The sequence below is a fragment of the Clostridium tunisiense TJ genome (assembly GCF_000300195.1).
GTDB classification, from domain to species: Bacteria; Bacillota; Clostridia; order Clostridiales; family Clostridiaceae; genus Clostridium_J; species Clostridium_J tunisiense.
Genome location: NZ_AMQH01000015.1, coordinates 14,676 through 41,253, shown reverse-complemented (window position 1 = coordinate 41,253; position 26,578 = coordinate 14,676). Strand labels below are relative to the sequence as shown.

Sequence of the window (26,578 nt, the reverse complement as noted above, 5' to 3'; positions counted from 1 at the left end):
TCTCCATCTCTAGTAATTTAGCCCTGAAGCTCTTACTCCGCTATTATAAGTTTCTCCATAGCTTACTGCTTTAACATATAAATCTTCCACTCTGCCAGCAAAAGTTTTACTTGAATATTCATTAGCCTTGCTCATTGCTTTTCTACTTAATTCTTCTTTTAGCTCATCATTAGCTAAAACTTCACTAGCATATAAGATAAACTCCCAGGAATTCTTATAGGAAAATCCATTAGTTCCCTGAAGTATTACTCCATCTATAGCCTTATCATATCTGCAAACTATAGGACACCCACAACTTAATGCCTCAATATAAGTTAAGCCTTGAGTTTCACTAGTAGAGGCTGTTACAAATACATCTGCTATTTTATAGTATTTGTAAACTTCTGTTGGTTCAACCATGCCAGTAAAGATTATAGACTCTTCTAAGGCTTTTTCCTTTGCCAACTCTTTTAACACTTCAAGATGTGGACCTGCACCAACTATTAATAGTTTAGCCTTTGGTACTTTTTCTAGAATTTCAGGGAAGTGCCCTATAATTTCATCAATATTCTTTTCTTCAGCTATTCTGCCTACATAAGTCATAATTTTATCCTGATCACTTAATCCTAACTTTAAAAGAAGTTGTTCCTTTTCATCCTGCGTAACATTCTTTTGAAATCTACCTAAGTCTATGCCAGTTGGTATTATATTAATAGGACAGTGAAGTCCATATTCCCTAAGAGCAGTTTTAGTCTTATCTGTTGGTGCAATAACTTCATCCACAGAATCTAATATGAACTTTGTAACTTTAGCTGCTCCCCCTTTTCTAATAACCTTACCACCTAAAATATATCCTAAATAATCCTCATACATGGTGTGATAGGTATGCACTTGAGGAATATCTAACTTTTTAGCTATATGTTTTGCTACAATCATTGTTGAAAATTCAGTTTGAGAATGAACTATATCTGGATGCCACTCTATAATTTCCTTTATAAGTTTATTATAAAAAGGAACCTTGATTCTGGCGTCTGGATAAACATTAATTTTTAAGGATTTCAAATAATAAATATCCCCTTCTGTTCTTTCCTCTCCTGTATGTGATAAAGTAAGAATTCTAACCTGATGCCCCTTCTCTTTCAGTTCTTTATATAAATTGCTTGTTGAAATCACAACTCCATTAATCATTGGATAATAAGTGTCAGTAGTTAATAATATCTTCACCGATATAACCCCCTAAATAAAACCATAAAATAAGTTCTCTATTTTTATATTATATATGTATATCTATTTATCTAATTCTACATCACCAGAATGCAACTTGAAGACTTCTCTCCATGGAAACTTGTCTTCACTTCCTTAAAGTGTTTTCATTCACAATACAAAGCATTCAAATTGAATTCTATACTATAATTATAAAAGCTACTCCTTAATAAAATTATAGTATAAATCTTAAAAATTTCTTAAGATTTATCAAAACCCAATGAAGAAATAGATTATCCCCTATAATCTTTCTTTTACAATGATTTTTTCCCTGAAACTTATTATATTATTATGAAGTCTAACAGTTTAAAAAGTGTTTTAATCCTCTCAATGTTAACATAAGGTTTATTTAATAAAAATGCCCACTAAAAAGTGGACATAATTGATTATGTATTTATATTTCATTCAAGAATTATAGGTTTTTACTGTAATTATGATATGGCCTCTTCTTATATTTAAAGAAATAGTAGAGATACCCCCACTAGGGATATAACTGCACCGGCAATTTCTCTTGGTGGAACCTTTTCTTTAAAGATAAATACTGCTGCTGGTATAACTAATATTGGCGTTATAGATGTTATGGTAGAAACTATACCCGTCGGCGCATACTGAACTGCAAGTAGTGATAAAGAAACTCCAATAAACGGACCAAAGAAAGATCCTAAGGAAATATGTTTAATTGCTTCTTTATTTTTTATAGCCACCTGTACTTCTCCCCATCTTTTCCACATAGTTATTACAAGAGAAAATCCGATAATTGCAGCTATTATCCTAATTTGAGTTGCTGCAAAGGCATTATAACCGCCCATTCCAAATTTACTAAATACTAACCCACATGCTTGCCCTAAAGCACCGATGAAAGCATAAAGCATCCCTTTAGAAGAATGAGATAAGGTTACTTTATTATCATCAGGATTTTTGCTAAAAATAACTATTACAATACCTACCATTGTTATAAACATACCAACTAGCCCTAATAAAGAAATTTTTTCATTCATTAGTATAAAACCTGTTAAAGCTGTTATAGGTGGTACCGTTGACATGATTAACATAGCTATACGAGAGCCTATTTCTACATAAGCTTGAAATAAAAATAAATCTCCTATCACGAAACCTATTAAACCTGAAAAACTTAGCCAAATCCAAGTAGAACCTGGAGCATCAAAGGGTAAAATCATGCCTCTCGTAAATAAATTAAATAAGGAAAGCAGAAAAAATGCTATTACTAACCTTATTAAATTTACTGCTAGAGAACCAACTTTTTTCCCAGCCGATTCAAAAGCTACAGCAGTAATTGTCCAGCATAATGCAGTCCCAAAGGCCGCGATTATGCCCAAATTTAATCCATTCATTATTAACCCTCCACTTTTATCCTTCTAAGATTCACTAACAAAACTTTTTATGAATAAATGTCTGAAAACTCTATGTTAACTCTTTCAACATGATTATCAGTTGCTGCTACCAGTTCAATTGCATCAGCGGTTTCTTCTACTAAGGTAATAGGAATAGATATTATAAATTTTGTACCTTCTCCAGATTTGCTTTCAGCCTTTATATTTCCTCCTTGCATTTCAACAAAGGATTTTACTATAGACAAACCTAATCCACTTCCTTCATGATTTCTCGTAAATGATTTGTCTACTTGAACAAACCTATCAAATATTGAGTTTAATTTATCACAGGGTATACCAATACCATCATCTTCTACTACAACTTTTAGATTAGATTTTTCATCATATATATTTATTTTAATTTTTCCATTGGATTTTGTAAACTTTATAGCATTTGAAAGTAAATTTAGCATAACCCTTTCTATTTTATCTGGGTCACAAGCTGTTACCTTCTCTTCGATTTCAGTGTCAAACTCAATAGTAATCCCTTTATTTTCCGCAAATTCTACTACAGATAAAGAGATATCTTCTATAATAGGTATAATATTGTAATTCTGAAGACTAATATTGAAATAACCTGCATCTATTTTAGTCATGTCAATTAGATTATTAATTAATCTTAAAAGTCTATAACAATTTTGCTTCAAAGTTTTTAACCTTTTACCCAATGATAGATCTTCTTCTATTAATTCTCTTTGTTCTTTTTCTAACAATTGTATGGTTCCAAATATAATTGTTAAAGGAGTTCTTAACTCATGTGACAAATTAGAAAAGAATTCATTTCTTAATCTGTCAATTTCTATGGCTTCTTTTAGCTTTCTTTTCTCTTCTTCCACTTTTTTCTGTAACTTTTCCAATTCCTTTTGTTCTGTAATATCTTTTAAAATATTTAATACAGTAACTTTTCCATTTATTTTTAAAGGTGCAGAAAAAGCTTCCACCTCTACTACTTCTCCACTTGCTTTAGTAATTAAATTTTCAACTAAGGGTTGAAAATTATTTTCATTTAGCGCATTGTTCAACCTCTGTTCTCCAATTATCTCAGTGTTGAGTTTTACAAAATCATTAACTGATCTTCCAATTAGGTCTTTAGGATCTTCTAGGTTAAAAAACTTAGCACCTTCTTTATTTGCATAAATAAACTTTAATTTCTTATGTATAAAAACTGCATTAGGCAGTACTTCTATTACTTTATCAAAAACCTTTTTATCCTCTTTAAACTTTTCTAGATTTGTATGTATTTTAAAAGCACTAATAAGTTGATATCCATTAGATAATATAAATAGCACTACTAATATTATTATAGTATATTGATTTATTTTGCTTTTCGAAATTACCACATAGACAAAAAAGCAACATAAAATGAAATTGATAATGTTTCCTAATAGAATTTTATAAAGTAGTTTATATTCTTTCAGCTTTAAATTTGACATTTTTTCCCCCGAAACCTAAATTTAATTTTAATTTAAAGTTTTCTTAATATAGGTCTATAACTAATATAATATCCTAAGTCCATATCAAATTTCAACAAATTTTGATATATTTTTCCCATAACTTTATTTTTTTCCTCAATAACCATTTTATGGTTTAATACAAACTTATTATTCTTAAACATTGTCTTTAATTTTTTCAATATCTCAATGAGATTATATTCTCACTGTAAATGAAACGTTCATCTATCAATATTTCGTATCTTTTTGTTTCTAATTTAGCTACCTTCCTATTTTTAACAATCTATAGTTAATAAAACTTTTTAATACATCACAAAAACCACAGTTAATCAAATAAAAATATACTTTTGCAACTTTTTGCATAAGTATATTTTTATTAAGCTGTTCATTTAAATTAAAAATTTAATTAACTTTCTCACTACCTTTAAATATAGGGTTCCATGATGGAATTTTAACTTATTCATATCCCTAAGCCCTTAAGGGAACCAGGGTAGGACTAATGTACAAGCTAAGTTTTAACTCTGGTTCCCTATAGTAAGTAACTAGTTGAGATTTTGCCAGTCATTGCTTCTCCCAACTCCTCAATTGTAATCTTCTTAACTTCCTCATATTTAATAGTCTTTTGGAAGTTTCAGTCTGCAATCTTTATTAAGGGGATGTTAACCAGCCTTGTAGCTGCTTAGTTTAAGTAAATTGCTAGCCAACATAAAAAGGATGATTATTAAACTTAATCATCCTCTATAACATCAATATATTGTTTTAAAGCTATTGGGTCATTAAGAATGATTTTTTTACCATCATAACTTATAACCCCTTCATCAATAAATTTATTTATACATCTAGTCACTGTTATCCTTGAACAGCCTATGTTATTGGCTAATTCTTGATGGGTAAGAGGTGTATCAATGAGTACTTGTGCTTGCTCTCCAGCACCTATACTGCAAGATGCAAGTCTTAAAAGAGCATCTGCTATTCTTCCTATAGAATCATTAAACACGTTATTTGTTAATTGAAGCATTACTATTCTATACTTTCTTGTAATGCTGTGAATAAAATATCTATATATATGAGGATTATTTTTTAATTCCTCTTCCAAAATATCTTTATGTATTATAGAAACCTTTGCTTTTTCCTTTACAATTCCCATGGTAAAACTAGAGCCTCCACAGAAATAATTCATCTCTCCCAATATCTCTCCTGGTCGTAGCATATATAAAAGTTTCTGATTTCCTTTAGAACTTAAAATATTTACAGGTACTACTCCATCCACAACTATTCCAAAATAATTATTATAATCAATATCAAGTATTTCATTCTTTCCGTAATTTCTTATAGAGCCAGCTTTGCTAAGTTCCTTTAAAAAATAGTCTCTCATTATGGTCTGTCTTTTTTCATCGAATAACTCATTATACATAAACTTCCCCCCAATTCTTTGTTGAAAGTCCTATGGAAATCTCTATAAATAATTATGCTATAATTTATTACAAGCTCCTTATTACTTAAAATACGTAATATTAATGTATACTATTAATTAGAAAATTATATCAAAGTTATAGAATTTTTTCTATGAAATATTTAATATTTCTTGATTAAAGTATTATTTCCCAGTAGGGGTACTTCTAAAATAAAGATAAACTCAAGGTTTTTATGGCAGAACGTTTATCATTTAAAATTTGCTTTAATCTTAAATCTATTTTTCTCAAAAAAAAGTAGTAATTTAGATTTATCTAAATTACTACTTTCTTATTTCTATCATTTTATACCTATTGGTTTCATGCTAAAGCTTTCTTTTGAAGTTGTTTCTTTTCAAGAAAACTTCTCCAGTCTCCATTTTTGATATAAGGATTGTTCTGTTTTAACTCTAGCCTATCCTTAGCATTATATATATAAGCATTTGCCAATTCTTCCTTACCATTATCTAAAAGTTGTACCTTGATAATTTTTCTATTATACTCATTATCAGGATTTCCTTCGCCGAAAAAATGTTCCATGGCATCAAGCTCTTTTAAAGTATTATCGTAATCACATACTTCAATAAGTTCTCCGTAAATGTAATCAGTACCTTCAATCATTGCTGGATACCCACACTTTGTAAGGTGATAAAGCTCCCCCTTACTTCGTGCATACTTTCTGCTAATTACTTTTCCTTTAAGGTATTTTTCATGATTGAAAAGATCTTCCATTAGACTACCATATACAAAAATCTTTTTAGTCACAAATTCCACCTCCTAGCATATTTTCCCGTGTGACACCTTTATATCTTCTTTATTCTCAACTGTAGCTTTAATTGCAAGTTCTAAGCCCCTTGAAATCTGCTGAAGACTCATATAAGGTGTGTTAGCTCTTGTTATAACCTGTTCCGGAATAAATGGAACATGGATAAATCCCCCTCTTATACCTTTATACTTCTTATCTGCAAGATATAAAAGTCCGTACATAATATTATTGCACACATAAGTTCCTGCAGTATTTGATACTGCTGATGGAACACTTCCTGCTCTCATTTCTTCAACCATTGCTTTAATTGGTAAAGATGCAAAGTATGCATTTTCTCCATCTTCAAAGATTTTTTCATCAATAGGCTGATTTCCATCATTATCTGGAATTCTTGCATCATCAATATTTATAGCAACTCTTTCGATTGATAATTCAAATCTTCCACCAGCTTGTCCAACGCATATTACAACTTGTGGCTTTTCTTTTTCTATAAGCTCATCAAGCTTTTTAATTGATTTTCCAAAAACTACTGGTATGGATGCTTTTACAATTTCTGCTCCTGAAATTTCCTCTGGTAGCATTTTCACTGCCTCCAAGGATGGATTTATTTTTTCTCCTCCAAATGGTTCAAATCCTGTTACTAATACTTTCATTTCTTTACCTCCCAAATAATTTGCCTTAGACAAATATTTTGTACCTTTAAACTATTTATCTTTTGAAATAACTTTTGGAGAATAACATAGTTCTTCAAAAGTATACTTTATATTCTTTCTATTTGAATTAACAAAACCACTAGACTTTTAATTACATCATTATTCTAATGGTTTTGTACTTAAACCGTGATTAACTCTTTAACTCCACTACCTGGATACTATTGTATAACTTTAGAGTACCTATGGTAATATTAGTAGATTTTTATAATTTTAAAAAGCCCACACATACATAAGAACTATATGAATTACAAGCATTGTAATTGCTACCGGAGCCTGGTATTTAATTACTCCATTTTTCTTATCCTTCATTTCAAGGATTGCTGTTGGTACTATATTGAAATTTGCCGCCATAGGTGTAAGTAAGGTTCCACAATATCCTGCTGTTAAAGCTAAGATACCTGCTATAGCTGGATTTGCTCCTTGTGCCAATACAAAAGGTACTCCTATACCTGCTGTAATTACTGAGAAGGCTGCAAAAGCATTGCCCATTATCATTGTAAATACTGCCATACCTACACAATATGCCACAACCCCTAAAAGTAGATTTCCATCTGGAATTACACTGCTTATTCCAGAAGAAATAACCTTACCAACTCCTGCTGCTGTAAACACTGAACCTAAAGCCGCAAGCAACTGTGGAAGTATATTTACTGGTCCAACCACTTGAAGTAGTCTACGTCCATCCTCTGCCATTTCACTGGTTTTTCCTTTTGTATAGTAAAGTCCAAGAACCGCTGCAACAACAGTAGCAATTCCAAGTGGAACAAGGGTTCCAAGCTGTTTATTCCATATTTGTGCAATTGCAAAAGCTAAAATTGCAAGTGCTAAAGCTGGTACAAATATTTTATTTCCAACTCTATCAGCCGCCGCCTTTTTGAACTCTGCACTAGACTCGCTGAACTTATTAACTTTAACTACCTTAAGCGCTGATAAAACAGCCATTACTAAGACTAAATATCCTACATACACATCTTTAATATATATATCCTTATTTCCCCATAACATTCCAACCTTACTGAAGGTAAAGATTATACCCAGTATGGACCAAAATAATGCAGTAGGTATTCTTGACGGATGATTTTTATCTTTTATAGTTTTATAAGCTGCAAAGAAGGTTACAAGCCCCATTATCACATATAAATATTCAGTTAATATATCTTTTAATAAAACTGGACTATTCATGTTTCCACCTCCACTTTCTTAAGCCTTATGGCTTGTACTATTTTTATTTACTTTGTTTTTATATTTTTTATCAAACTTTTTATCATAGTATAGGAATTGTATTGTTCCTAAAACCATTGCAATGATTGCAACTGGTAAAGCTGCCTTTGCAACGCTTAAAGCATCTACCGTATAGTTAAGCTCTTTTAACACACCAACAACTAAAAGTACTCCGCCTGATGCAACGAAGAAGTTTTGACCATAAAAGTTTCCATAGTTCTCAACTGCTGCAGTAAGACCTTTTATAGCTTCCTTATCTTTATCTTCAATTTCTCCATAGCTCGCATCTGCTGCTCCTTGAGCCATAGGAAGTATTAATGGTCTTATAAACTGTACATGTCCTCCTACTCTTAAGCTGAACATAGCTGCAAGAGTTCTTATTACAAGATAAAGTGATGTCAATCTACCAAAGGTAGCTGATTTTAACTTTCCTATAAGGAATGCAGCTCTTTCTCTTAATCCATATCTTTCTAAAAGTCCTATAACTGGAAGAGAAATTATAAATATGGACATTAATCTGTTACCAACAAAGGCTTTGCCTAATATCTCCATTATTTCATTAAAGGAAAGTCCTGCAACTAAGCCTGTAGCAATACCTGCACTTACAACAACTGCAATGGTATCAAGTTTTAAAATAAAACCAATTATAATTATTAAAATACCTATAAGTTTAATCATTTTAGTACCTCCTTACTAATTATCTGATACATATAAATTATCAAAATATTTATTCCATTGATGTATCCCAGGCTACATTATTCATATTTTATTTCTAAAAACTTTACATTTACATGAAAACCTCCTTTATCTAGGGAGGTACCCTTGACAAAGGAGGTTAAATTTTTTCTAAAAACTCAAGAATTCTAAAGGTATACAGGATTTCAAATAGATGTTCACCTTCCTTAAAATCCATGCTTAATAGCTCTTTTATTTTACTAATTCTATAACTTAGAGTATTCCGATGAATGAAAAGTTTATTTGCTGTCATATTAATATTTTGATTACTTTCCATATATATTTTTAAAGTTTTGCAATACTCTGTTGAATTTTCCTTATCAAATTGCATAAGCCTCAAAACGTCTTCGTTACAATACTTTAATAAGTTATCTTCAACCTTGTTTAATATGTCATAAAATTTAAAGTCTTTGTATTTATGGATAAAACTTTCTTTATTTATCTTTTTAGCATAATTCATTGTATTTTTTGCTTCAAAATATTTGTCTTTTATTTCTGTAAGTCTTGTGGTTTTACCACTTACAGCAATAACTAATTTTTTCTTTTTAAGAAATGGAAGGAAGCTTTCTAATACTTGGTCTAAAGATTGATTCTTATGCTTTTTATCTAATAAAATTAATATATCATCTTTATAAAATATAGATTTAGACCCAATAAGCTCCTCCTCAATTGATGCTTTAAGGTTTTTATCTTTACCATTTAAAGTATAATTTGAAATATCCATAAGAAGCACATGTATTTCTTCACCAAAATTACATTCAGCACTTTTCATTCTCTCTAGAGCCACAGCCTCTTCTGTTATTTTACCTTCTAGTAAATCCAAAAGTAGGTTTTCATATTTTACCCCTTTTATATTCTTGTAAGTGGAATTACTTTTTAGCTCCTCAGTAATTGCACTATTGAGAACTTTGAAAATATTAAGATGTTCCTCTAATACTTCCCCCTCTTCTTGTAGTAAAAGAAGATATGCAACTACCTTTCCATGTATAATTACTTTGCTTACAAATTTATTTATATTGCTTTCATCACAAACTACTTTATAGGGTTCAATACTTAAAGGTGATTCTTTTACAGATTTTATCTTTTTTACTTCTGCAATAAATTCATAAGAACAATATCCCATCTCTATATTTTCTTTCCATAAACTATCTTTAATTTCTTTATTTGTTGAGTATGAAAGTACTGAAAATTCACCGTCAATTAATATAACTGGGTTGTTTATGTTTTCTGCACCAATTTGTAATAAATACTTTAACCCCTTCCCCTGAGCTAGAGAATTTAGTAAGCTTGTAGCTGGATTAGATGTATACATTTGTTTCATAAATAAAGTTTTAATGTAATTCCATAGTTCAAATAAATCTTCGTCACAATCTACAAGCACATAATTGCAGTTTTTTAGCTTAGAACTTAAATCCACATCATTTATTAATATGAAATTTCCTTTCATATTCCCATGAAAATTCAGCAATTGGGATGACTTGCCTAAATATAATATTTGGTTTTTATTTGAACTGAAATCCTTTGTGATAAACTCTATGTCAGTTATATCAATTGGCTCTGCTATGTTGTAATCCTTAATACCTAAATAAGTTTTTCTTAATCTTTCAAAAAGTTCTACTATAGAAATAATCATTGTATCACCCCTAGCTTTATTATAACTCATAATATTTCATTATAGTGCATAATGCACTATAACCTCAATTATTTTTGGTTATGGGCTACATAGAATAAAGAGTGTAACTGTGTTAAATTATAAACAAATCTTACTTTGGAGGGGAATTTATGAAATTTGAGAACCTATTTGCAAAAGGTAGAATCGGAAACTTAGAGCTAAAAAATAGAATTGTTATGCCTGCCATGGGAACTTCCCTAGCTGGTTATAATGGTGAAGCTTCACCAGAACTTATTGCATTTTATGAAGAAAGAGCAAAGGCAGGTTGCGGTTTAATTATTACAGAAATAACAAGAATAGATGACGAATTTGGAGTTGGAACACCTAACCAATTAAGTGCAACTAACTTAAAACACATACCTAACCTTGAAAGATTAGCTAAAACTGTTCATAAATACGATACCAAAATCTTCGTTCAGTTACATCACCCTGGAAGAGAAAGCCATGGACGTTTAATAAATGGAAGACAAATTGTAGCACCTTCCCCCATCCCTTGTAAAGTCTGTAAGGAAGAGCCAAGAGAGCTTACAACAATGGAAGTGGAAAACTTAGTTAAGAAATTTGTTACAGGTGCAAAATTCGCACAGATGGCAGGTATTGACGGAGTAGAACTTCATGGCGCTCATGGATATTTGATATGTCAATTCCTTAGCCCTTATACAAATAAAAGAACAGATAAATATGGTGGAGATTTTAATGGAAGAATGAGATTTATCACCGAAATCATTGTTGGTATCAAACAAGTTTGCGGCAAACACTTCCCTATAAGTGTGAGAATTGACGGTGATGAGTTTGTAGAGGGAGGCATAAACTTAGAAGAAGCTACTAAAATTGCTAAGTACTTGGAGTCTCTTGGTGTTGATGCAATCAATGTAAGTTCAGGAATCTATGAGACAGGCTTTACTATAATTGAGCCAATAGGTCTAAAAGAAGGCTGGAAGAAGCATTTAGCAAAAACTATAAAAGCAGAAGTTAATATTCCAGTTATTGCTGTTAATAATATTAAGCACCCTGAAATTGCTGAAGAACTTCTAAGCCAAGGCGTAATGGATTTTGCAGGTATAGGTAGAGGTCAACTTGCTGATTCACAATGGTCACTAAAAGCTTATGAAGAAAGAAGCGAAGAAATAAAGCCTTGTATATCTTGTTTACACTGCATAGAAGAGCTTGAAAAGTGTGGAACTACTAAATGTGCAGTAAACCCAAGAATGGGAAGAGAACTGGAATTTAATAATTTAGAGGCTAATGGAGAAAATAAAGTTGTAGCAGTTATTGGTGCAGGTCCAGCTGGCTTGGAAGCTTCTAGGGTTTTATCTTTAAGAGGCTTTAAAGTTGTCTTATTTGAAAAGGAAAACACCTTAGGAGGAATGGTTTCCCTAGGAAGTAATCCTCCGGACAAAGAAAAACTTACTTGGTTCATTGATTATTACAAAAGAACCTTAGAAAGTTTAGGAGTAGAAATTAAATTAAATACTAAAGCTACAATAGAAGCTATTAAAGAAATTAACCCTTATGCTGTCTTTATAGCCACAGGTTCCAACCCAGTTATTCCAAACCTTGAAGGTATAAACAACAAAAATGTATTAACAGTAGCTCAGGTATTGAGCGGTAAAGAAAAAGTAGAAAATGAAAGTGTTGTTGTTATCGGTTCTGGTATGACTGGCTGTGAGACTGCTGAGTACTTAGCTGTGAGAGGAAATAAAATAACCCTTGTGGAAATGCTTCCTCAAATAGGTGCAGGAGTTTATCCTTCAAACCTATACACTGTTATTAAAAATTTAAATGCTCATGGTACAAAATTCTTAACTTCCCACAAATTAATGAAGGTTGCTGAAACTTCTGTGGAATTATTAAACTTGAAAACTAACGAAACTATAATTATCCCTATTGACAAGGTAGTGCTTTCTCTTGGAATAAGATCAAACAATGCTATAGCTAAGGAATTAGAGGAGCATTTTCCTATTGTTAAAGTTATTGGGGATGCTGAAAAACCTGGAAGAATTGCAGAAGCAGTAAGACAAGGCTTTGAAAAGTCTTATATACTATAAAATTAAGAAAGAAGGTCTATTATGGAATTACAACAAGCAGTAGAAAGTAGAAGAAGTATAAGAAAGTTTAAAAGTGATTCAGTGTCTGAAGAGCTGATTCATCAGTTAATTGAAGCAGCTAGACTTGCTCCCTCTGGAACAAATCTTCAGCCCACTCGTTACATCATAATAAAAAGTGAAGAAGCTAGAGATCAGTTAAAGGGATGCACACCTCTACCTTTCGTTTCACAAGCTCCATTAACAATTGTAGCTCTTATAGATAAACAATCTGTTATGTCTCAAGGTAATAGAATGAAAGAGCTTAGAGAGGCTGAAGCCTTCACTGATACACCTCTAGAAAAAGCAGATGAGTCTTCCGAAGATTATTCAAAACGAAAGGCTACCTTGGATGAAAATGCAATTAAAGCTTACTTAACCTTAAATGCTGCAATTGCAATTGATCATATTACTCTTAAGGCAACAGACCTAGGCCTTGGAACTTGTTGGGTTATGATGTTTGATAAGGAAAAGCTTCATAGCATGCTAAATCTTGAGGAAAGATATGAAGCGGTTGCATTAATTCCTGTGGGTTATCCAGATCAAGATCCATCACAAAGACCTAGACTAGCATTGGAAGAAATATTACTAAAAGAAATATAATAAATTTTATAGCAAAAGCACAGTAGAAACTTCTACTGTGCTTTTGCTATAAGGGACTCATTATTATATTACTAACTTCTATCCTTAGCTTTATTACGCTAGAATATTAAAGAATATTACTATCCAATTTTAGGTACAATGCTTAACTATATGAGTTTTGAAAATCTAAAAAATAAACCAATTTCCTAAGAAGATTATTAAAGTTAATCCTTATTTCCTTCCTTGTGTCTTTCTTCTAAATATTTGCAAAGCTCCTTAAATTCACTTAGCCATTTAATTTTTGCAAGCTCTCTTAAATCAATAACAATTCCTGTACTTAACTGTTTAATATATTCCATTTCATGAATTTCAGCCTCCACAAACCCTTGCTTGTGGTTATAAGTACAGGGTTTAAAGTTATACCAATTGCTTTCAAAATACTTGGTCTTTGCATAACATAATCTATATATTTGAAATACCATACCCAAAGGAGATGCTTTCAAAGCTAAATTATGACTGAAATATTCTTGAATAGGATATTTCTCTTGCCGTCTTTCCCAATAGAGTCTTTGATTTGGGTGAAGGTTGTACTTATCAATTATTTTGCACTTTTCCTCTCCCAGTTCTTCTCTCATAATCTTTTCCCTTGTATCTGCATCTAAAGATTTTAACGTATCTCTATCCAAGTATAATACCTCCTAAGACTCAACACTAAAAATCCAACTAATAAATATTTAAATAAATTAACAAAATTCCTTAAAATTAAGCCGAAAAAGTATTGGCTAGGGTAGCAGGATTTGAACCTACGAATACTAGAGTCAGAATCTAGTGCCTTACCACTTGGCTATACCCCATCATGGTGACCCCTAGGAGGATCGAACTCCTGACTCCACCGTGAGAGGGTGACGTCTTAACCACTTGACCAAGGGTCCTAATATTTACTACACTTATAATTTTAATAGTATCTTTCATATTTTACCAATACATATTATTTATGAAACAAATAGCACCTATCAGTTTTTGTAATAACTGAATACTTTGCTCTCATTAACCTATTATAAGTAAATAAAAATCATCAATTTCCTCCATAATTTAATAGGGATTCCATTGATGATTTTTTATAGTTAATTGAATATGCAATTATCTTCTTTGTTTTCATAATCCATATGAACTGTTTTTATTACATTCTAAAGCTATGAATATTATCAATCCACAAGTAATTCTTCCGCTCTTTGATTTTTATATAACTCCACTTATCATAATTGTTATAACTTTTACTTAATAAATTCATTACTATATTTTTCATAATTATCAACCTTCCTTACTTTTAATTTTACGAACTATGTTATTTTATGAAAGTTACTATCACTTTTCTATAAGTTCTCACTTGATTATATGCTGTATATCTATACACGCCAATGATACTTCACAACTTTTACATGAATATTATAAGTTTCTAATTTGTGTAACAATAACTTCCTATTACATTTTTAACGTAGTAATATTTTCAATCCTTTGATTTTTATTGTGATTTGTGTCCATGATCACATCCCACATACTTTTTATGCCTTTGTATGACTTTTCTCCAAATATAGAATTTAATATAGCTTTCATAAATTATCACCTCCTTCATAATTTAAATTGTACTGAAATATATCTAAAGCTTTGATATTATTACCCCCTTTTGGAATTTTTATACTTATAAGTGTTTTTTTCTATATTAAAGCAATAAAAAAATCACAGTACATCTTTTAGCTTTAAAAGCATAAAGACATACCATGACTCTTTATATCACAATAGTATCATACATATAAAAAGTCATAGAGTTTCACAACCCTATGACTTTAAAATATCAAAATTTATATTTTAAACTTCCTCACACAGGTCGCTTCTAAAATTATTTAATTTAGTTAGATTTTTGTTCATTAATGTTAAATAAAAGTTTTTCATATACAAACGACCTCCTTTTAAAATATTATCAACAAAAACAATTTTATCATGATTTTACATTTATGTCAAACATTTCTTGAAGATTTCATTAACTTTTTATTAACTATACTTTATTTGCCCTTAAAGCTTTGTGGCTATGACGGTTTACTATTGAATTATGCTCCAAATTTGCTTCATCTCCTCAGAGTTTTCTAATAATACTTCTAAGGTTCCTTGGGCTTCTATCTTTCCTTCCCTCATTACAATGATGTTATCTGCATGCTGCAGTACAAACTTTCTATTGGAAACCACTAGACAAGTAGGTTTATCATCATTAAACAGTCTATTCCACAAGGTAACTTCTGTGTCTACATCCAAAGCACTAGAAATATCATCGAATACATATAACTCTGCTTTCCGTGCAAACATCCTAGCTGCTGCCGTCCTTTGAATTTGACCCCCTGATAGTTTCACTCCTTTAGAACCTATTATTGTTTCTAACCCTCTAGGTAAAGTTTCAATGTCTCTTTCTAGCACAGCAGAATTAATTGCTTTGTTTAGTTCTACCAGATTTTCTTTAATTCCTAGAAGAATATTTTCTTTTACAGTATCACTAAATAAATTAGGTACTTGAGAAGTATAAGCACTTATAGGAGGAATAAAAAATTCTGCTGGTGCTTCAACCTTTGAATTGTTCCAGTAAACTTCTCCACTTTCTTTTGGTAGCAATCCAAGTAAAGTTTTCACTAAAGTGCTTTTACCAGAACCTATACGTCCTGTAATTACAGTGAAATCTCCTTTATTTATATTAAAACTCACATTTTTTATACCACTGCCTGCGCCTTCGTAGGTGTAGGTTAAGTCCTTAATCTTTAAATTTTCTAATATTTTAGTGTTACCTTCCTCCTTCAGAGTTTCATTTTTAATCTTTTCTTCAGGATCTACCTTTAAATATAAAGGGCTATGCTTCACTAACCCTTCCCCATCTCTTTCTTGTAAAAGCTGTATCATCCTTCTTAAAGCCACGCCAGTTTGTTGGTAATGAGCTATAAAGGAGCCAAAAAATTGAGTGAAATCAGCAACAAAGGTTAAATAGTAGATAAATAAAGCAAAATCTCCTACGGTGAAATTACCTGTTCTAATAGATTGACCAACTAGCAGTAGTATTAGACCTGTTCCAAAACTCACAGTGTTCTCATATATAGACTGCATTAATTGATTTAAAATACTATCCTTTAAAGTGAGGGTGTGCCTTACTTTATTTAACTTATTTAGATTCTTTAGGATATCCTTTTCAGCACCAGCTACCTTAATTGCTTGAACTGAGGAGAAGATCTCTCCCATAGCACCTGTTACATTGGCTGTGGCGTCCCTTGAAGCTTCTCTATATTTTTCTATTCTCTCACCAGCCCTTTGTGCTAAAGCTACAACTAGTACTAAAGGGGTAAATACTAACAAAGTAATTTTTACATTGATATTTAACAAAATTATTATAGCAACTAGAGCAAAAACCGCACTCCCTATTACATCCAAGGTCCAGCTAATAGAATTTTCTGCTTGGTCTGCATCATCTCTGAAACAATTTACTGCTTCCCCTGCTGAACAAGCTATCGATGCTGCTCCAGGTTTATCTAGTATTCCTTGTAGCAAATTTCGCCTGATAAGACCACTCATATTAAACCTATGAATTATGTCTACTCTTCCTCCAATAGTAATAAAAACTACTCTCATAAGTGTAACTACTATCATTAACACTAAAAGACCCCAGATACCAACATTTAAGCTTGCATTTCCGCTTAAATTATCAAAAAACTCTTTAGCTAAAAGCCCTGGTATTAAAGGTGAAATATGAATTATAGTCCAAAGTATGCAGTTACATAAATAAAGCCATGGTCTATAGGTTATCATTTTCCACATATAGTAAAGAGTGTTTTTATCCTTTTTTACTTCCATTACACAAGCACCTCCTCCATACCCTTTTGTAATAAATTATAAAACTTAGAATCAGCATCCCTCGCCAAAACCTCTCGCTGTCCTTGTTCTACTATAGTACCTCTATCTAAAATCACAATATTATGGGCTCTTTGTACTGTCCATAGACGATGTGCAATTATTATGCAAGTTCTATCCTTTAAAAGCTTATCTAAGGCCTTTTCTATTAACTGTTCTGTTATTGGATCTAATCTAGAGGTTGCTTCATCAAGAATAACCAACCCTGGATTTTTTAAGAATACTCTAACAAAAGCTAATAACTGAGCTTCTCCTGCGGATAGTCCTCCTCCACCAGCCTGAAGTATAGTATCTAGACCATTAGGCAACCCTTCATACCATTGATTTAATCCCACATCATAAAGAACATTTACTATTTCTTCATCCTTTATATCAACGTTAAACATGGAAAGGTTATCTCTTACTGTAGCCTGAAAAAGTTGAACTTCCTGAGTTACATAAGCTATCTTTCTTCTAAGCTCCTTAAAACTTAAAGCTTTAATATTTTCATTGTTCAAATAAACTTCTCCAGTATCTACATCATAAAGTCTTACAAGTAGTTTAGCTAAGGTAGTCTTTCCACTACCTGTATGTCCTAAAACCCCTAAAATTTTACCTTTAGGTAGTTGTAAACTTATATCGTTCAACACCTGTGCTTCTTCTTCGTAACTAAAATAAACCTTGTCTAACTTAACTTCTATTGCACCTTTTGACTCTAAAATCTTACACCCTTCTATAACCTTGGAGTTAGTGTTTAAAAGTTCCTTAACTCTGGTAATACTAGCTCCAGCTTTCTGCAAATCCTGTAGTTGCTGCCTAATTTGCTCTATAGGCCTTGCCAAAAGTTCTGTATAACTAAAAATAAGATATACAGTTCCAATAGTTATACTTCCACTTAAAAAGAGATATGCTGACATAGCGAAGGCAATAACATTCCCTAAGGTAAACACTATCAAGGTAGCCGACCACATATTATAATAGTTCATTACAGCCTTTGTAGTAATTGGTAGTAGCTTTCTTAGGATTATATAAAATCTATTCATCACGTGATTTCTAGCACCATTAGCTCTAATATCCTCTGTACTTGTGATTTGTTCCCCAATAAACCCATATAACTTACCATAGGCTTCACGATCCACTACCCAAGACTCTACCTTTGTGGATTGTAAATACCAAAGTATGCAAAGTGCTATTGCAGCAAAACTCCCCAAGCTAATCCCAATTCTTAAATCTTCTCTAAGAAGCAATAGTAGAATACCTATTAGAAGCACCCCATTAGTTAGTACATTAAGAATAAACTTAGAAAAAAAGTTGAATAATGCATTTACATCCCCATCTATTCGCTCAATTAATTCCCCTGCTTGATGTTCCTTATGAAATTCCATATCTAATTTAATGCAATGCTGGATTAAGTCGACTCTTAGTCCGTTAGTAGCTTTCCAGCCCACATTTTGACTTAAGTACGTAGCTACTAAATTAAAACCCTGCTGAAGTACAGCTGCTCCAATAAATATTATGGCAGCTATAGTTAAACCTCTGGTTGTGTCCCCTTTAGTTGCTTCATCAATAAAGTAACGTAATATTTGTGGATTTGCTAATTGTAGAATTATATTACCACCTAATATAATTGCTAAGAATATAACACTTCTAATTTGTGACTTTAAGTATTTTGATAATAAATTTAAGTATTCCTTTAATGGTATTTTCATATTTTCCCCTCCCCTAAAAAAATAAAAGGTTGTAAATGAACCCCCATTCATTTACAACCTTTTTAACTCATTTTTATAACACATAACTTTCTATATATTTTTAAAGTTATAGCATTAAATATCTACAAAGTACTAGCTTCTTCGGTAGTAGCATTTCATAAAATAAAAGCACTATAATTGAATAGCTTTTATAAATAATTTACCTACCAATTAGTTAATAGAAAATCAGTATCTTTTATTTTGTAGATTTATAAAATGATTAATAAAAATGTCATGGAGTAAAAACACCATGACATTAATTATCATTTATTTAATTAAAAACACTTTATTAACTAACTATCACTGCTTTTATCATGGTGATTACAAAATAGAATATTTACTATTTTATAACCCATATCTAAAATATTTACTTAGTTATTCCAAAGCCAAATACTAAATGGAATAATTACAGTAAACTCAATAGTTTTAATAAGCTTAAAATTTAATTAAATTCAAAGGATTGTAATTAATGTTGTTCTACTCATAGTTTCAGTAAACACCTTCATAAATTTTTAACTTTATAACAATCAGTAACTTGTTATGTGTTATACAATCTACGAATTTTATTAATGAAACATTGTATTTAGTAGTAATAAATTATTTTGTGCATCACAAATAAACCTCATAACTTAAAGGCTTGTGAAATTTTTGCACAATTATTACTGGATATTAAAGTAGAACGCTATAATCATTACCTTTACCTCCGAATTTATTTTATCTTGCTTTTTATTTTGGAATAAACTTAATTCCTATCCATCTCAAAGGCTCTAGAGATTAAATTAAAATTTCTAAAAAGAACTCTATATTTAACCCATATAAATATATATTAGTACTTTTTTCCATTATAGTCAATATTATTCTTAAATTAAACTATTAATATATTCTTATAAGCACCTTATTAAAAGTAATTATAAATTTAAGCCTTTTGCTAGTACTAGAGCTGCCTTATGAGTATCCTTAGAATCTATTGTGTAGGAAATGCTTATTTCAGAAGTAGTTACCTGCTTAAATTCAATATCATTGTCCGCAAAAATATTAAATACAGTACCAGCAACTCCTGATTGTTTTTTCATTCCTATTCCTACTACAGATACCTTTGCCACATTAGAATCCTTATATATTTCGATATCTGGCATTTCATCCATTAGCTCTGTAGTTACTTTATCAATGGCTTGTTCATCTTCTAAATTAGCTGTAAAGGATACATTAACATAATCATGTAAAGGTGCCGTTTGACTTATCATATCAATATTTATATGGTGGTTTGCTAATTTATTAAATATAATTGATACATTTTTAGATTTATGTAATACATTGTTTATTGTTACCATCAAAATATCATCATTTATTGTAAGCCCTGTAATTGCTTTTTCTTCCATAGTTTCATCATACTCCTTTATATAAGTACCTCTTTTTTCTTCACTACTTAAAGCTACATAGATAGGTATATTATACTTACATCCTATTTCAACTGCTCTTGTCTCCATTACTCCAGCCCCTAAGCTTGCCATCTCCATCATTTCTTCATAGCTGATATTATGAATTTTCTTTGCCATAGGATATACTCTTGGATCTACACTGCAGATTCCATCTACATCAGTATAAATTTCACAAATGCAGTTTAATTTGGCCGCTAAAGCTACTGCTGTAGTATCGGACCCACCCCTTCCCAAGGTAGTAATATCGCCATTCTCATTTACCCCTTGAAATCCAGCTACAACTACTATTTTCCCTGCATCTAAATAATTCTTTACTGTATCGATATCTATATCTGTAATTATATTTTTTGTATGGACTCCAGTTGTTTTTATTCCTGCTTGCAATCCTGTTAAGGAAATAGAATCAAAACCATACTGTTGAAAAGCCATTGAAAGTAGAGCAATTGAAACCTGCTCCCCTGTGGCTAACAGCATATCTAATTCCCTTTTGTTAGGATTAGGTGATATCTCTTTTGCCATATTAATAAGGTGGTCTGTTGCTTTGCCCATAGCGGAAACCACTACTACTACCTCATCACCGGCTTTTTTTCTCTTTATTACTCTTTCTGCAACTGCCTTTATTCTATCTGCAGTTCCTACAGAAGTTCCTCCATATTTCTGTACAACAATAGCCATTATTATTCCTCCTAGTTGATTCTAAATATCTTGTATACATATAATTACCATTGAAAGTTAGATGGTTTATCCTACGAGATATTTAAAATACTTAACTCTGTTTTAAATTTGGATGTTCTATATTCTTATATAAATAAAGTAAAATCTCTTGGCTTCATTGATATGTGCATACTTTAAAGTAAACATACCATTTGCATTTTATATGCTTTTTATTCTTCTTATGTCTTTTAAAGAAACAACTTCTCATCATGTATTACTTACAATTGAAGTTATTTCTCCATAACTTTCATTTATTTTTAGAACTCAACATCATTTCTTGATATATCCTCATAACTCTCTCTTTTTACAGCTAATTTAGCTTCTCCATCCTTTGCAAAAACTACTGCTGGTCTAGGAATTCTATTATAATTACTTGACATACTATAGTTGTAAGCCCCTGTACTAAATACAGCTAAAATATCCTCAGGCTCTGCTATTGGCAATTCAATATTTTTTATTATCACATCTCCGGATTCACAACACTTTCCTGCCACTGTGTAAGTCTCTTTATTTTCATAGTTAGCTTTGTTTGCAATAACAGCTTCATATTTCGCATCATACAATGCAGTTCTTGGATTATCTGTCATACCACCATCAACAAAAATAAAATTCTTTCCCCCATAGGTTTTCTTAGTTCCACCTATGCTATAAATAGTAGTTCCAGCATTAGCAACTATTGCTCTCCCTGGTTCTATCATTATCTTTGGAAGTTTAATATTAAGTTTCTTAGCATTCTTTTTAATTGTCTCAATCATATTCTGAAGGCAATTGGCAATATCAACTGGGGTATCATCTTTGGAGTAATATACTCCAAAGCCCCCTCCTAAATTTAATTCCTCAGTAATAAAATCACATTCTTTAGCTACTTTCCCCAGAAATTGCAACATTACTGAAACTTCTCTATAAAATGAGGTTTCCTCAAAAATCTGGGATCCAATATGACAATGGAATCCTTTTAAAATCACATTGTCACTACTTTGAAACTTACTTATTATTTCACATATCTCCTCTTGAAATATAGAAATTCCAAACTTTGAATCATTAGTTGAAGTTTGAATATATTCATGAGTATGAGCCTCAATTCCTGGATTTACTCTTAATAACACTTCAGCTTTTGTTTTTAACTCCTGGCATAATCTTTCAATTAAATATAATTCTTGAAGATTATCCACAACAATTCTTCCAACTTGAGCCTTAATGGCAAGAGTAAGCTCATCTTTCGTTTTGTTATTTCCATGCATATAGATTTTATCGGGAGGAAACTTTGCTTTAATTGCTGTGTACAACTCCCCTCCAGATACTACATCTAACGATACCCCTTCTTCATGGATAATCTTACACATAGCTAAATTTAAAAATGCCTTTGATGCATATATCACTTCAGTTTCAATGTCACTATCACTAAAGCTACTTTTAAATAGTCTACAATTATTTCTAATTAACTCTTCATCAACTAAATAAAGTGGTGTACCAAATTTATTTGCTAAGTCCACTACATCACATTTACCTATTTCTAGATTTCCTTTGTCATTTACATTTGCAGTTCCAAATAATTTCATAGGACTCTCCCCTTTTTTATTAATTAGTTATTTTGGAAAAACAAAAACAGCCATGAGCAAAAGGTCTCATGACTGTTATAAATAACAATAATCCTTTTGCCCCAATATGATAAGCACTCCTTTAGAAAATTGGGCAATTCTCTAAAGACAGTATTATACTTATTCAGTATAATCCCAATTCATAACTTTTATGTTAAGAACTTCGGCGAACGCCCCTTTCTCATATACCTACTTAAAGCATATGTTACTATTGACAATTCGCGGCCTCTATATCATATTGTTTATACGCTATTTTGTTTTAACTGCTGTTTAAGCATTGAAGTGAGTATATCAAAATTAATCCATGAAGTCAATATACTTTCTATATGTATAACTTATCAAATCTCCTAACAATTAGATATTTTCTTGAAAATTAAACTTTTCATTTATAACTTTAAAATTCACCTCAATATAATTCTCATGGTCCTTCTATTATTATAAGTGTATGCATTTAATTTCAGATAACAAAAAGGCACCCCAAATTTTGAGGCACCACATAAGTTTATTAATTTTTAGAATAAAACTCTATAATCTTTGAATACTTAACTTCCACAGGGACTTCTTCACTGTTTGGAAGTCTTATTAATTTTCCTGAGAATGCTTCAACATTTTTCTCCAAATAAGGTACTGAAATCATAGTGTCTGTGAAATTAGTTACAAACATAGAAGTCTTCTTAGACTTTTCTTTCAATGTAATTATGTCTCCCACATTAACCTTATAGGAAGGAATATCAACTTTTTCACCATTTACTAAAATATGCCCATGATTCACCATTTGTCTTCCTTGTCTTAAAGTAGCTGCAAAACCTAGTCTATAAACTAAATTATCAAGCCTTCTTTCAAGACTTTGAACCAACATATCTTCAGTCTTCGATTTTGATTTTATTGAATCAAAAACTATTTTTCTAAACTGCTTTTCTAACACACCATAGTATGCTTTTAATTTCTGCTTTTCAAGTAGTTGTTCTCCATACTCAGAAAGCTTTTGTTTTTTTACACCCCTGTTTAATGCTTTTGGGTGATTAAATACATTTACTCCTAGACGTCTTGCAACTTTAAATCTAGGTCCCATATATTTCGCCATATTATTCCTCCTGTTGTTGAAGAGCTTACAGGAATATTTCTCTGCCGCTCTAATTAATTATCGCGGTAATAATTTGGCGCCAGTCAGCCGTAATCAAATTATAACATAGTTGCTTAACGTTGTAAATGATAATCTTTATCATTTACAACTCCAATTTTTTCCTATCTTCTCTTGCTTTTTATGAATAAATCCTTTATTAAACTATAGGTACTTTTGTATACCTTCTTTTTAATCAATATTATTTGATTTCTAGAGGGCTTAATACACTGTTATCATTAAATTTTATATAAAACTCCATACACTACTTATATTGCATATTCTGTAATATGCAATTTAGGGCTACATAGTAATTTTTTATAGTGACTTAAGTCCTAATTACATATATAATAAATTGAGATATGTGTATGGATTCATTTAATTCTCACAATTAATTATAAAAATAATTTTTAAAGTTGTTATAAATGTGTTATTAAAAAAATATGTTTTTATAGTATAGAAAATTTATTTTTCCATAGCGTGTTTAAATTCTTATTTATTAAAAAGTTATACAAATTTTATACCTATGAAGTTAGTTACCAATAAATATACAAGGAGCTTAAATTTATGACTAAACTGCTAAAACTCAAAGTAAACTACAAAGTTATTTTTCTATTTCTATATGTTATTCTACTTATAGTTTTATATAAATTCAAGTTGATACCTAGTGATTTACAAAGTCTAAAAAAAATTGTCCTTAGTAATCCTAATTCTACTCTACTAACCTTTATGATTCTTTCTATTGTAAGGGTTTTTATGGGGATTCCCGGCTCTGTATTTTGCGTTTTAGGTGGTTTAATTTTCCCTCCTGTAAAAGCAATATTTTTTTCTACCCTTGCATACCTAATTAGCTTGATATTAGTATTTTTAGCAGGTAGGTATTTCCTTGGTGATAATCTTAAAAGCTGGCTAATAAAGAAAAATCCTAATCTTCACCAACTACTAAACAATAGTGGGACTAAAGTTTTTACTATTGGTCTTCTTTGCCCCATAGCTCCTGGTGATTTGCTTTGTTTACTATTATCAACCTTAGATATTTCCTTTTCAAAATATGTTACTATAGTTCTTTTAACTCATATTCCCTGGGTTATTATTTATAGTATTTTAGGTTATAGCTTCCATATGTCCACACTTACAATAGTTTTACTTCTATGTGGAACTGCATTAATTACACTTTACAGCATAAAATCTTGGAATAAAGTTAAAACAAAAAAAGGTTATACTAAAGGACTATAACTTCCCTTTAGTATAACCTTTAAACTTTCTATTTTTGTAGAACTAAATCTTTTAAATTTTTACAAGCATCACCTATATTAGATTTTCCAAATATAGCTGAAATAACAGCAACTCCATCTGCCTTAAAACTCATGACCTGTCTACAGTTATCTGCGTTAATTCCTCCAATTGCAACCACTGGTATTTTAACATTTTCCTTTATAACTTTAAGAATGTCTAATCCTACTAAAGTAGCATCATCCTTTGATCCTGTAGGGTAAACTGCTCCAACTCCTAAATAATCTGCTCCATTTTCCACAGCAGCTAAGGCTTCTTCTAAAGTTCTAACAGACACCCCTATTATTTTATCTTTACCAAGGACTTTTCTGGCAATGGCTAGTGGCATATCATCTTGTCCAATATGAAGTCCATCAGCATCAGAACTCATAACAATATCAATCCTGTCATTGATGATTAGAGGCACCTTATACTTAGAAGTTATAGCCTTGGCTTTCAATGCAATATTGTGAAATTCCAAAGTAGATATATTTTTTTCCCTAAGTTGCAATACAGTAACTCCACCTTCAATTGCTTCTTCTATACTTAAAAACAAATCTTTTTCTCCTAAAATCCCTCTATCTGTAACTGCATAAAGAGATACATCTATATTATTCATAAGTAACTTTCCCCCTTGATTTTAAGTCTTTTTCACTAAAATTGTATATATTATCAAAAAGTCTTCCTTTAAATGTCCCTATACCTTCATCTTCTTTCAAGGATTCATAAGACTTTTCCCCTGCAATGCCCATTGTTATAATGCCGGCAACTGCTGCTATTAAAGAATCTTGAGTTACTCCCATATAAGTACCTATCAAAGATGTGCTCATACAGCCAGTTCCTGTAACCATAGACAGGATTTTGTGTCCATTATCCACTAAACAATATCTTTTCCCATCTGTTATTGTATCTCTTGCTCCAGTTATTACCACCACTGTACTTAATCTTCTAGCTAAATTCTGTGCTATCGCTAACGCACCTTCATCACTAGCTACTGAATCCACTCCTTTAATAACTACATCTATACCAGCAATAATTTTTATTTCAGACATATTGCCTCTAATCACAGCAAACTTAACTTTCTCTAACAATACCTTAGCAGTTTCTGTTCTCAAAGCTGTAGCTCCTACGCCTACTGGGTCTAATATTACTGGAATATTTAACTCATTTGCTCTAATTCCAGCCTTGATCATAGAATTAATAGTTCTTTCATTTAAAGTTCCAATATTAATAACTAGTGCCGATGCAAAAGAAACCATTTCTTCAACTTCTTTAATATCATCAGCCATAACTGGAGAACCTCCTAATGCTAGTACAATATTTGCACAATCATTAACAGTAACATAGTTTGTTATGTGATGCACCAAAGGACTTTTTTCCTTTACTTCTCTTAAGCTATTAATAACTTCATCTATAATATTCATCTCTAACTCTCCTTCTATAATATTCATTTTACATTCA

21 protein-coding genes, 2 tRNA genes and 1 riboswitch are annotated in these 26,578 nt (G+C 31.1%); of the genes, 3 read left to right on the top strand and 20 right to left on the bottom strand.

The features are described from left to right. Positions 1-9: 9 nt before the first annotated feature. The 9 genes from C661_RS0115805 to C661_RS0115765 form a co-directional block, all read right to left on the bottom strand. Positions 10-1,203, bottom strand: a complete 1,194-nt coding sequence (locus C661_RS0115805) for a glycosyltransferase family 4 protein (RefSeq protein ID WP_017416318.1) — start codon at positions 1,201-1,203, stop codon at positions 10-12. 494 nt (positions 1,204-1,697) lie between these two features. Continuing rightward, on the bottom strand, positions 1,698-2,594 hold the full coding sequence (locus tag C661_RS0115800) for a DMT family transporter (protein WP_017416317.1): 897 nt from the start codon (positions 2,592-2,594) through the stop codon (positions 1,698-1,700). A 47-nt stretch (positions 2,595-2,641) separates the two neighbouring features. Then, positions 2,642-4,066 (bottom strand): sensor histidine kinase, encoded by a 1,425-nt coding sequence (locus C661_RS0115795; protein WP_017416316.1) that lies wholly within the window; start codon positions 4,064-4,066, stop codon positions 2,642-2,644. A 745-nt stretch (positions 4,067-4,811) separates the two neighbouring features. Next, complete coding sequence (locus C661_RS0115790; RefSeq protein ID WP_017416315.1) at positions 4,812-5,498, bottom strand: Crp/Fnr family transcriptional regulator; 687 nt, start codon at positions 5,496-5,498, stop codon at positions 4,812-4,814. Positions 5,499-5,856: 358 nt separating this feature from the next. Further along, positions 5,857-6,300, bottom strand: a complete 444-nt coding sequence (locus tag C661_RS0115785) for a gamma-glutamylcyclotransferase family protein (RefSeq protein ID WP_017416314.1) — start codon at positions 6,298-6,300, stop codon at positions 5,857-5,859. A gap of 12 nt (positions 6,301-6,312) precedes the next feature. Further along, positions 6,313-6,954, bottom strand: coding sequence for a pyroglutamyl-peptidase I (gene pcp / locus C661_RS0115780; protein ID WP_017416313.1), 642 nt, complete (start codon positions 6,952-6,954; stop codon positions 6,313-6,315). 270 nt (positions 6,955-7,224) lie between these two features. After that, positions 7,225-8,196, bottom strand: coding sequence for a DUF979 domain-containing protein (locus C661_RS0115775; RefSeq protein ID WP_017416312.1), 972 nt, complete (start codon positions 8,194-8,196; stop codon positions 7,225-7,227). Positions 8,197-8,214: 18 nt separating this feature from the next. Next, positions 8,215-8,910, bottom strand: coding sequence for a DUF969 domain-containing protein (locus C661_RS0115770; protein ID WP_414632515.1), 696 nt, complete (start codon positions 8,908-8,910; stop codon positions 8,215-8,217). Positions 8,911-9,070: 160 nt separating this feature from the next. Further along, on the bottom strand, positions 9,071-10,633 hold the full coding sequence (locus tag C661_RS0115765) for a PucR family transcriptional regulator (RefSeq protein ID WP_083861705.1): 1,563 nt from the start codon (positions 10,631-10,633) through the stop codon (positions 9,071-9,073). Between the two features lie 119 nt (positions 10,634-10,752). Between C661_RS0115765 and C661_RS0115760 the strand changes: the two genes are divergently transcribed. Beyond that, on the top strand, positions 10,753-12,690 hold the full coding sequence (locus C661_RS0115760; protein ID WP_017416309.1) for an NAD(P)/FAD-dependent oxidoreductase: 1,938 nt from the start codon (positions 10,753-10,755) through the stop codon (positions 12,688-12,690). Between the two features lie 21 nt (positions 12,691-12,711). Then, complete coding sequence (locus C661_RS0115755) at positions 12,712-13,329, top strand: nitroreductase family protein (protein ID WP_017416308.1); 618 nt, start codon at positions 12,712-12,714, stop codon at positions 13,327-13,329. A gap of 203 nt (positions 13,330-13,532) precedes the next feature. On the opposite strand, the gene C661_RS0115750 is transcribed toward C661_RS0115755, so the two are convergent. From C661_RS0115750 to rpsD, 9 genes are all read right to left on the bottom strand, one after another. Next, a complete protein-coding gene (locus C661_RS0115750; RefSeq protein WP_017416307.1) occupies positions 13,533-13,994 on the bottom strand; it encodes a hypothetical protein in 462 nt (153 codons plus the stop codon). Positions 13,995-14,087: 93 nt separating this feature from the next. Then, positions 14,088-14,162, bottom strand: a tRNA-Gln gene (locus tag C661_RS0115745). Positions 14,163-14,165: 3 nt separating this feature from the next. Beyond that, positions 14,166-14,240: transfer RNA gene (locus C661_RS0115740), tRNA-Glu, on the bottom strand. A 550-nt stretch (positions 14,241-14,790) separates the two neighbouring features. After that, positions 14,791-14,922 carry a hypothetical protein gene (locus tag C661_RS24455; protein WP_017416306.1) on the bottom strand — a complete coding sequence of 44 codons (132 nt, stop codon included), beginning with the start codon at positions 14,920-14,922 and terminating at the stop codon, positions 14,791-14,793. 483 nt (positions 14,923-15,405) lie between these two features. Then, complete coding sequence (locus tag C661_RS0115730) at positions 15,406-17,190, bottom strand: ABC transporter ATP-binding protein (protein ID WP_017416305.1); 1,785 nt, start codon at positions 17,188-17,190, stop codon at positions 15,406-15,408. Next, the gene (locus C661_RS0115725) at positions 17,190-18,935 is read right to left on the bottom strand and encodes an ABC transporter ATP-binding protein (RefSeq protein WP_017416304.1); all 1,746 of its coding nucleotides are present in this window, start codon (positions 18,933-18,935) and stop codon (positions 17,190-17,192) included. The genes C661_RS0115730 and C661_RS0115725 overlap by 1 nt, the downstream gene beginning before the upstream one ends. A 947-nt stretch (positions 18,936-19,882) precedes the next feature. After that, positions 19,883-21,088, bottom strand: coding sequence for an aspartate kinase (locus C661_RS0115720; RefSeq protein ID WP_017416303.1), 1,206 nt, complete (start codon positions 21,086-21,088; stop codon positions 19,883-19,885). Between the two features lie 296 nt (positions 21,089-21,384). After that, entirely contained in the window at positions 21,385-22,686 is a 1,302-nt protein-coding gene (gene lysA / locus C661_RS0115715) for a diaminopimelate decarboxylase (protein ID WP_017416302.1), read from the bottom strand. 104 nt (positions 22,687-22,790) lie between these two features. Continuing rightward, positions 22,791-22,964: riboswitch (Lysine riboswitch) on the bottom strand. 266 nt (positions 22,965-23,230) lie between these two features. After that, positions 23,231-23,809: a 30S ribosomal protein S4 gene (gene rpsD / locus C661_RS0115710; RefSeq protein WP_017416301.1), complete on the bottom strand. Its 579-nt coding sequence runs from the start codon at positions 23,807-23,809 to the stop codon at positions 23,231-23,233. Positions 23,810-24,412: 603 nt separating this feature from the next. Between rpsD and C661_RS0115705 the strand changes: the two genes are divergently transcribed. Further along, the gene (locus C661_RS0115705; RefSeq protein ID WP_017416300.1) at positions 24,413-25,081 is read left to right on the top strand and encodes a TVP38/TMEM64 family protein; all 669 of its coding nucleotides are present in this window, start codon (positions 24,413-24,415) and stop codon (positions 25,079-25,081) included. Between the two features lie 28 nt (positions 25,082-25,109). Here C661_RS0115705 and thiE read toward each other — a convergent pair whose 3' ends face one another. Further along, positions 25,110-25,736 (bottom strand): thiamine phosphate synthase, encoded by a 627-nt coding sequence (gene thiE, locus C661_RS0115700; RefSeq protein WP_017416299.1) that lies wholly within the window; start codon positions 25,734-25,736, stop codon positions 25,110-25,112. Continuing rightward, positions 25,729-26,541, bottom strand: coding sequence for a hydroxyethylthiazole kinase (gene thiM / locus C661_RS0115695; protein ID WP_017416298.1), 813 nt, complete (start codon positions 26,539-26,541; stop codon positions 25,729-25,731). Before thiM ends, thiE begins: the two co-directional genes overlap by 8 nt. Between the last annotated feature and the right edge of the window lie 37 nt (positions 26,542-26,578).